Annotated in this window: 12 protein-coding genes and 1 pseudogene; 2 read left to right on the top strand and 11 right to left on the bottom strand. The window is 44.3% G+C overall.

Features of this window, described 5'->3' with window-relative positions; translation table 11 throughout:
• Window positions 1-167: 167 nt before the first annotated feature.
• The 9 genes from D7Y06_RS22350 to D7Y06_RS22310 all read right to left on the bottom strand — a co-directional run bounded on the left by D7Y06_RS22350 (window position 168) and on the right by D7Y06_RS22310 (window position 4,499).
• Entirely contained in the window at window positions 168-680 is a 513-nt protein-coding gene (locus D7Y06_RS22350; protein ID WP_120409781.1) for a hypothetical protein, read from the bottom strand.
• An 89-nt stretch (window positions 681-769) separates the two neighbouring features.
• Complete coding sequence (locus tag D7Y06_RS22345) at window positions 770-1,201, bottom strand: YbhB/YbcL family Raf kinase inhibitor-like protein (protein ID WP_243119454.1); 432 nt, start codon at window positions 1,199-1,201, stop codon at window positions 770-772.
• A gap of 161 nt (window positions 1,202-1,362) precedes the next feature.
• On the bottom strand, window positions 1,363-1,899 hold the full coding sequence (locus D7Y06_RS22340) for a hypothetical protein (RefSeq protein WP_120409778.1): 537 nt from the start codon (window positions 1,897-1,899) through the stop codon (window positions 1,363-1,365).
• Window positions 1,900-2,223: 324 nt separating this feature from the next.
• Window positions 2,224-2,886 (bottom strand): DUF3879 family protein, encoded by a 663-nt coding sequence (locus D7Y06_RS22335; RefSeq protein WP_120409777.1) that lies wholly within the window; start codon window positions 2,884-2,886, stop codon window positions 2,224-2,226.
• A gap of 14 nt (window positions 2,887-2,900) precedes the next feature.
• On the bottom strand, window positions 2,901-3,272 hold the full coding sequence (locus tag D7Y06_RS22330; RefSeq protein WP_120409776.1) for a hypothetical protein: 372 nt from the start codon (window positions 3,270-3,272) through the stop codon (window positions 2,901-2,903).
• A 189-nt stretch (window positions 3,273-3,461) separates the two neighbouring features.
• Complete coding sequence (locus tag D7Y06_RS27750) at window positions 3,462-3,587, bottom strand: GHKL domain-containing protein (RefSeq protein ID WP_147415744.1); 126 nt, start codon at window positions 3,585-3,587, stop codon at window positions 3,462-3,464.
• A gap of 23 nt (window positions 3,588-3,610) precedes the next feature.
• The gene (locus tag D7Y06_RS22325) at window positions 3,611-3,973 is read right to left on the bottom strand and encodes a hypothetical protein (RefSeq protein WP_147415743.1); all 363 of its coding nucleotides are present in this window, start codon (window positions 3,971-3,973) and stop codon (window positions 3,611-3,613) included.
• Window positions 3,960-4,193, bottom strand: a complete 234-nt coding sequence (locus D7Y06_RS22320; protein WP_120409774.1) for a hypothetical protein — start codon at window positions 4,191-4,193, stop codon at window positions 3,960-3,962. Before D7Y06_RS22320 ends, D7Y06_RS22325 begins: the two co-directional genes overlap by 14 nt.
• A gap of 123 nt (window positions 4,194-4,316) precedes the next feature.
• Entirely contained in the window at window positions 4,317-4,499 is a 183-nt protein-coding gene (locus tag D7Y06_RS22310; RefSeq protein ID WP_120409773.1) for a response regulator, read from the bottom strand.
• Between the two features lie 165 nt (window positions 4,500-4,664).
• Between D7Y06_RS22310 and D7Y06_RS22305 the strand changes: the two genes are divergently transcribed.
• Window positions 4,665-5,348: a type III toxin-antitoxin system ToxN/AbiQ family toxin gene (locus D7Y06_RS22305; RefSeq protein ID WP_330566571.1), complete on the top strand. Its 684-nt coding sequence runs from the start codon at window positions 4,665-4,667 to the stop codon at window positions 5,346-5,348.
• Window positions 5,349-5,634: 286 nt separating this feature from the next.
• Window positions 5,635-6,000, top strand: coding sequence for a winged helix-turn-helix transcriptional regulator (locus D7Y06_RS22300; RefSeq protein WP_120409772.1), 366 nt, complete (start codon window positions 5,635-5,637; stop codon window positions 5,998-6,000).
• 306 nt (window positions 6,001-6,306) lie between these two features.
• On the opposite strand, the gene D7Y06_RS22295 is transcribed toward D7Y06_RS22300, so the two are convergent.
• Entirely contained in the window at window positions 6,307-8,721 is a 2,415-nt protein-coding gene (locus D7Y06_RS22295) for an ABC transporter permease (RefSeq protein ID WP_120409771.1), read from the bottom strand.
• A 14-nt stretch (window positions 8,722-8,735) separates the two neighbouring features.
• Window positions 8,736-8,942: pseudogene (locus D7Y06_RS22290) on the bottom strand (ABC transporter ATP-binding protein); the annotation flags it as partial.

Raw genomic sequence — 8,942 nt, 5'->3', positions numbered from 1 at the left:
GGAGGATGAGGAATTAAAAAAATCAGCATGAACTTTCAACTTTTTGTGTCCAAAGTATTGACATAGGTCCATAACTAATCCCCAAGTCATAACCTTTTTCATTTATAGAACCTCTCCATATTTTCCCCAATCTGACAAAAACTGGAAAAAACTGCATACTACTCTTACTATGCCCTTGCGTCAAAGCCGCCCTGCATTTCCACTGCCCCACCATTTATCTCCTGCCTTGCCGCACGAAACGCATCATAGTAGGCAGCCTTCAAAGCCCCGTGTACCTGCGTCTCCGCTTTCGACTCTTTCTCATGCCAGCCCACGCCCGCCGTGTAGGTCAGTACCTCGTCACCGTTCCCGTCATACACATGGACGGCTCCGGACTGGAACTTAGCCTCATACGGCTCCCCGAACAGGAGGCGCAGCCACCTCTCGTCCGCCTCCCGTATCTCCTTCATATCAACCTTCCCCATCAGCGCAGCCCTGTCCGGCGCGACTTTGGCAACCTCGCTTTTCCGCAGGGCGAGGAACTTATTCCCCATATAGACGCCCTGCGCCGCATCCTCCCTGGCGTATTCGGCTATCTTCTCCCGTAGGGAGTCAGACAGCTTCCATTCCTTTTTGGAGGATGCCTTTCCCATCTTTTGGATTTCCACATGATGACTTTTTGCTATTTCTGTTATATCCATTTCAAAACCTCCTGTTTTGCCGGAAAACCGGGGATGCCTGCCCTCTGTGGCTTTTGTCCATTCACACCTCATTTGAAATGTCAGGTTCCTTATTCAAACTCACCAACAATACTACCTTTTTGGATGATATGCCTTTCAGCCTTTTTCAGAAAATTTCTTTTCATAGAGTTGACACTTATATTTATTTCACAATCCAAGGAATAGACTGTAAAACGGTAAGTATGCTTTTTCCCTTTCGGTGGCTTCGGCCCTGCATAACGGTGCAGGCCATATCCTATCCCCTGGCGAGCATTCCCCAACATTGGCACAGACTTGCCAGCAGGAATATTTTTCTTTATTCTGTCAGTGGCAGGAATGTTCCATATAACCCAATGCGTAAAATCCTTAATTGGGTGTGATAAATCTTCCAATGTAACAGCGAGGGTTTTCGCATTCGGTGATAGGTTCTTAATTATAAATTCCGGCGATATGTCCTGCCCACGCCCGGTATATTCGATGGGAAATTTTCTTCCGTCATCCATGCCAATGCACTCAAATTCCAAAAGAGTATTATTCATTCTTCCTCCATTCCCGGCAACCGCCTCTCCCAGCTCCCCGACTCCCCAATCTGCCTGAACACCAAGGACGCCTGCCCTCTGTGGCCTATCGGGGGTATTCAGCCGTAGGGCAGGCTGTTTTTCAATCATGACTTGACTTTACAGAAAGTAAGGATATCATTGATCCACTTCCCATACCGCAGATACCCACCCCAATTTCCAAGCGTTTTCATGTCATTCATAAGCTCGTGCGCCATTGCCATATAATCCGCTTTTTCGTGGTAGGAAGTGCCGTCCATCTTATCCTTCAGTATCGACATAGTCATGAAATTGCTGTCCGACTTATTCCCGGTATGTGCATTTAGCGCAAGCATCTCCGTATAAGAGCAGCTATTCGGATTCACCTTGCTCACATCCACCGTCTGCTCGTATTCATTTCCGTTTATGTCAGTGCCTTTCACAAGGTAGATCGGATTGTCCTCTGAAAAATCATCCGCCCGATATACGTTTGCGCTTTCTCCCGTCTTTACATGATGGATGGAAAATACTGCGTCAGGGTCGATATGTACCACGTTTCCTGTTGATTTCACATTCGCCCCGAAACCGTCCTTCGTACTGCCTTCTGCCTTTCTTGCCCCCTGCCATGCCGGATATCCAGTTGTTCCTATTCCATTTACATTCATTTTTCAAATCCTCCAATATTTTTTATTATAGCGGCTCATCTGTCGTTCAGAGTCGCACACGCTCCCTTGCAATAAGTCCAAGCGGTTCACTGTTTCATACAAAACTATCCTCTTACGTTCCCCGACAAAATTTCATACCGGCCTTTACCTCCTCTCCCTATTCCTCGATTCCCTAATCTGCCGGAACACCGGGGATAAATATACCACCTAACTTCCCCTGTCAAACACCTCCCTTCGCTACTCGCCCGCTCAGAGTCACCCCTCGCCTCCGGGCAGACCGCAGAGGCAAAGCATTATGCGCCTCTGCGGAATAGGGTGTAAAGATTATACCTGTATATCCAGTGTGCTGCCCGAAGATGTTTTTTTCACAAGAGAGCCGCCTGACTGCACAAGCGAATTGTCGATGGACTCCCTTGTGATTCCGTCCAATGCCCCGGACGGAATCGGCTTTCCCGGCTCCCATTTCGGAACAACAGCCTTCACCGCATCAACAAATGCCTGCGTATATGCCCGCTCATACTGCCTTAATGTATTCCCTGCTGCCAGTCTGTCATTCTTATCCATTTTCCGATACAGATTCAAATATACATCTGAACGCCTTGTAGTGTCTCCATTGCCTACACCGTTTTCCTGCAGAAACTCTTTCTTAGTCAGTTCAAACATCTCATCCCTGCTACTCTCCGGTATATCAATGATTCTATTCTTTTCTGCACGGTTTTTCTCTGTTACAACCAAACCTGCCAAACCCGTAACAGGACTGATATAGTCGCCATCCTTATCATAACGGCTCATTCTGTTTTTGATTGCCTGAACATTTGTGTACCCAACACCAGAACACGCCGCCGACATGCTTTTCATTACTGCCTGATACTGTTTGCTGTTCGTATCAATGCCTGCCCTTTTCAGCATATCCTTACCGCCCTTGCTGTTTATGGGCATTCCCGATATCTGCTGGAACCTGTTACTGAAATCCCTGATTATAAGCATATCCTTTCCCTCCTCTACGCTTCATTCTTAATGCCGAACATACCGTCCAGCATGGACAACACTTTCTCCATGCCGCCCTCTTTGGAGCCGGAAACCTTATAGGAATCCTTCCAAGTCTGTGCCAGCACCATCAGTTTCTGCGGCACATCTGTACCCTGCGGCCTTTTGTTTACATCCGTGAATGCTGTCTGCCTGCTCCCGGCCTTGGATGCCAGCCTCTTGAACTCTCCTGAAATCATTTCCTTAACACCTGCACCGTCAGCCATCTTCTGGAACGCCTTATCCAGCCCTGCCAGTTCCTCATCAAGCGTCATTTTACGGAACCCCGTTTCAGAATCTTCGTCCTCCACATAACGCTCCGCCGTGCCGTCCTTATATCCCTGCACGATCTCATCGTAAAGGTTCCCATCTGCTGTGTGCTTCCATTCACATTCATAGACATACTATCATCCTCCTTGATTTAACCCTGGCCCGTATACAATTTGTCGTTTCATAAAATCCGTCGGCAAATACGCCCGCATTTCAAATCGCGATTGCACCAAGTGACTATAAATTGCACGAAATGACCATAAAGTTCATAACATAACCACCGCCTGGAACTTTTCTGCGTCACAGAAAACGGCGAAATCGCCCCCATATTTATCCGCCACTGCCTTCACGTTCAACAGGCCGGTGCCTTCCGTGGCCCATACTTTTTCCACTACGGGGTTCCTTACAGAGAAGATCAGCTTCCCCCCTCCTGCACCAGCTTGACGTGGATGACGGCATTCCTACCCTGCCGCTCATAGACCGCCTGCATATCCCGGTAATGGGCAAGCTGGCTCTCCTTCTTCTGGCCTGCCAGCGCACTTTCCTGGAGCAGCTCCTCTTTTTCAAGTATTCCCTGCATCAGCTCTATGACAAGGATGTTGATGAATATCAGCCCCACCGACAGAAAGAGGTATGCCGTCTGCACCTTTGCCTCTGCACTTTTGCAGAAGAACATAAGCAGCATGGACGCCACGGTGAGCAGCGGGATCATGGAAAATTTCAGCCACTCCTTATGGGAAAGCTCCCCATAATTGTTCCGCCCTTTAGAACACCGCACAGAAAGCTATAGAAACCGATACTATCAGCAGAACCTTAATCCCCATCAAATCAAGCTGTCCCCCAAGAACCGCTGCTGCCCCGCTGGCAAAATATAAAACAACATATCTGCACCTTTGTAACCACCCTGTATCCTTTTTCTTCAAAAAGGCATCAAAGAAATATATGCTCCCCCACGTCTCTATCGCTATGATGCAGAACGAAAGTATCCACAATGCCATGATCACTCCGCCCCCTTAAACAATGTGTACTGCCGCTTCACTTCCGGGTACCTGGACTTTGGCACGGATATCTCCTTCCCCGTGGTCAGCACCATGACATAGCTGCTGAGTTTCCCGATAACCTCATGTTGATGAGGAAGCTCTGGTGTATCCGCACGAAGCCCATCCCCGCACATACCCCATATCCGCATAAAGCTCCGCGCCGGAGCCATATTCCCTTATTTCAAAATCATGCCCGCAGGCTTCCAGCAGCGCTCGCAGCGCATCCCTGTCTTCCCTGCTGTCATCGCAGATTGCTATCTTCATCGCACCAACCTCCTGCCATAAATTATATCGGATTATGGGGTATCCCATCAAATCCCATTGCACGAAACTCCCATAAATTGCACGAAACGACTATAAGCACAAACGAAACCGCCGTGTAAACATATTACCTGATTCCCCCGCTTTCCAATACGCAGACCGCCGCATATGGTAGTAAGCCATCTGCGGCGGTTAGCTTTTGTGTATTTTCTTTCTTACTGCTTTTTAATTATGTTTTTACTAATCTATACCCAAATACTTTTAATCTGCGTTTCAATTTCGCTGAATACCCATCTCCTGCCGCTCCTTGCTACACAGTTAGGATCGTTTACCAAATACATCTCATATATCAGTACCGTTGAAAAAAATGTTTTTTCCTCAAAGGAAAATGAGCGGAACCATACACGGAAGTATCTGGGCATTGTATACAGCATTAACGGGTATAACTACTACATCCCACTTTCCTCGCCTAAAAATTCTGATTACCGAATGGAAAATGGAGTACAGAAAATCCGCGGAAGCATTGTTCCCATCATCCGCATCACTTCCCAATCCTCATCCGGGGAATTGGAATTAAAGGGAACATTGAAATTGAGTAATATGATTCCAGTTCCTGCATCGGAATTAACCCTGTATGATATGGAGCATGAACCAGACTTATTTTATAAGGCTCTCATACATAAAGAAATGCTTTTTATCCGTAAAAATAAAAACAAAATCATCCAGAATGCAAAAATTCTCTATAAGCAGAAAAAGGAAAACAACCCTGCCATTGGATACCTGAAAAGCACCGTTGATTTATCATTACTCGAACAGATGCACGATAAATTTATTGAAAAGAAAAGTAATTAGCCAAAAAAGTCGTACAAAGAATCGGCTTTTGATTCTTTTTATATCTGAAATGCCATTCGGCAATTCATTCAAAAAATTTCATTTTAGGACTTGACTTTTAATAGTTAGTCTTTCTGTGATAAAATTTTTGGATTACAGCAGTGCCTTTGTTGACTTTTGCTGATAAGATTATTATACTTAGTCTGCAAAGTTCTTCAAGTACGCAGAATGTTCTTACATAATATGGTATACCATACCGTTAAGCACATACTTGGTATACCCATATCCAAAGAAAGGACGGTTCAGCATGGACAAGGATATAACTTATGACGAATGGACACAAAAAGTTAAAATCGGTATTCTTACCGAAGCTGGTAAGTGCCCGGTAACATCTTTAATTATCATGTTGCAAGGCAAATGGAAATTTCAAATAATATATGAAATGTGCATTAAATCCCCTATACGCTTTGGCGAAATGAGAAAAAACATTGATGGTATTACAAACACAATGCTTACTTCTTCTTTGTGCGAATTGGAGAAAGATGGATTGGTGTCACGAATACAATTTAACGAAATCCCTCCCCATGTAGAATATTCTCTGACTGATAAAGGAACGGCATTACTACCTGTATTTTATGCTATGACAAAATGGGGGCTGACCTATATTCCATAAAACAAATAAATATATTTTATAAGTTATAAAAAAAGAGGAATTCCGTAGTAGTCGGCATTGTGGGTAACTCTGTTTACAGGACGTGGGAAAGCTGCTCTTTAGCTTTTCCATGTGCTGTGAATAGAGTTATCCATGATTCATAGCCTGTTATGTACATTTCCATAATGCTTGCCTTTTAGTCTTTGCAGAGAAAAAGGGCTGTAAAAACAGGAACAGCCAGCCCGAAAGAATTTACGGACTGGCTGTATCAACAGAGTGATATTATTTTGAAATTAACTACCTTTTAAGTGATGTCTATACAAAAGATCATTCCTCTCTTATGGCAGACAAGATGCTTGTTTTCTTCAACTCGAATTTTGCGTATGCGGTGAAAATCAAATATATAACTGCCAGAACAGCGACTAAAGCCAGTAGAAATAGCCACGGTAATACCAATGTAATGCAATGGTTCACCGCATCCAACCGCCTACTAACAATTACACTTAAAATGCTTCCAAATACAAGAGCTATTACCAACGAACCTCCGAGGTAAATTCCAATCTCCCTATTCAGCATTGCTTTCAACTGTTTCCGCGTTACCCCAACAGCTTCCAGCAGACCGAATTCACGCTTTCTATTCTGAAAATCAACCATAAGCATATTCATAAGGCTGATACTACCAAAGATGAACAGAATAGCAGAGGTCATATATAGCGCATTTAAAGATGCGCTGTATTGATGCTGAATATTTTTAATCGTTTGTTCAATCGTATTTACTTCTATTTTTCCATTTTTATCCGCAATCTCCTGAACTGCGGTCAAAACTTCATCAAAATGTCCCTCTGAATTTTTAACTGCCAGAATACCCGTCTGTTCCGTTATACCTGTCATTTTCTTTGCTGTGTCATAAGTCATAATGAAGTAGGGGCTTCCGGGAACAACCGGGCTATCCTCCATTAAATCAGATCTATTGTATGTGCCTACAACAACGGCTTCCACATCAAAGGTATTACCATCAAAAGCTCTGCCCTCAATCTTCAAAGTATCGCCAACTTGTGCTATATCTTCTGCAACCAATATTCCATTTTTCTCAACCATATCGTTGTAATCTGCTGTTCCAGAGGATAACACCGCCTGCTTTTCTTCTGTCTGTTCCCGATTTAAGGTTGGAAAAAAGTCTGAAATGCTCGTGATAGAACCACTTCCGCCCGAAAAAGCAGCCGTCATATAAACGCTGTCAAACGCGGTGATTTTTTCTATCCCATCTACCTTTTCTAATTCCTGCATCAATCCCTGATCTTCAAGTGGATTTTCTTCCAGTTGCAATTTTGCGCTTCCGTATGGCTCCGCTTCGTTATCGAAGGAGCTGCCAACTGTATTTTTTATTTGTATAAGAATGTTACCGGCAGGATAATATTTGAAACTTGCCTGTTTTGCCGGATCAATAGAACCAGCAACTGTAGAAGTAACCAGTAAAAGAGCCCCGCTTACTCCAAGCATTAAAAGCGTCAGGACTGCCTTTTGTTTGTTTCTTTGTATATTTATTTTCGCCAGATTAAACGGAGTAAGTTTCCGATGCAGTTTTGAGCTGCTTTTTGCCTTTCCAGTATACGCAAGGTATTTAGCACCCTCTACCGGGGAAGTGTTCATTGCTACCCGAACAGGCTTAAAAATGGCAATATTCACTGTTACAAAGGCTACTGCGGCAATCAGTACAGCATAAATAACGGTTGTTTTTAGCCGGAATCCATCAGGACAGCCAATAAATCCAATCAGTACACCAGTGATAAGCCCAAAAGGAATACCAGTCAAGGCATATAAACGTCCCTCTTTACTTGCCATCCGTTTAATCTGTCTTTTTGTCATGCCAACTGTCCGCAGTTGCCCAAACATCTGAACATTTTTTACAATCTTTGTGTAAAAAACACCATAGACAATCGTTGCCGCTAAAATAGCCGTCAAAGCCGCCAGTAGTTGTACTGGAATCGGAATACCCGATGTTATCACACCCGACATAACAGCAGAATATTCTGTAAGCATTACCTGTTCCTCGACAATGCCTGTATTTTGTATTGCTTTGCCGGCAGAATCAAGAATAGCCGTGGAGCTTATGGCGTCTGTATTCAACCGCGTATATGCTGTAACCTGAAAAGACTCTTTTGCCAAATCTCGGGCAAGCTCTTTACTGACATAAATAAAATATCCGTTGCTTTCCTTCGTATTATTCAAAACACCTGAAAGTGTATATTCTGCTTCCTGTCCTGTTCCAGTCAGGTCAATAGAAACTGTATCACCAGCCTGATAGGATTTTCCCAAAAAATCAAGGTAGTTCTGGGGGAGCATGATTTCATCCGCTTTCTGTGGCACACTTCCCTGCAAAGTTTTTTCTTCCTGATGTAAAAAATAATCTTCATTTCCATAAGCAACAGTGATTGTTTTATTTTCAACATAAAACACACCTAGAGCGGAATATTCGCCAACCCACATAACATTTTCATTTTGACGCAGCAGCGCCGTTTGTTCGTCCGTAACTCCCAAAATGCCAATCTGCGCTTTATTCCTCTGTGTGTTCTTGAATTCCTCTTGTGTGCCTGTTGATATTAGGAGAATCGAAAAAAACATACAGACAGAGAGGACGATTGTCAAAAGCAGAAATGCCTTGCTTCTCTTATCCGCTTGCATACTCCTACCTGCCAATTTTTTTACAATGGCACTTGTATCATTCTCAAAAGGCCATGTCATAGACTGCCACCTCCTTATTCCACAATCTTGCCGTCCTCAATGCGGACAATCCGATCTGCAAGGCGGGCAATGTCGTCATTGTGGGTAATCATCACGACGGTTTGCCGAAACTCCGCACTGGTGCGCTTGATAAGCCCCAGCACCTCGGCACTGGTCTTGCTGTCAAGGTTGCCGGTCGGCTCGTCGGCCAGCACAATAGCCGGTTTGGTAATCAGAGCGCG

Origin of the sequence: Roseburia sp. 1XD42-69, assembly GCF_003612565.1 — a bacterium.
GTDB lineage: Bacteria > Bacillota > Clostridia > Lachnospirales > Lachnospiraceae > Roseburia_B.
The sequence above is the reverse complement of the archived record's forward strand: the minus strand, read 5'-3'. Positions and strand labels throughout refer to the sequence as shown.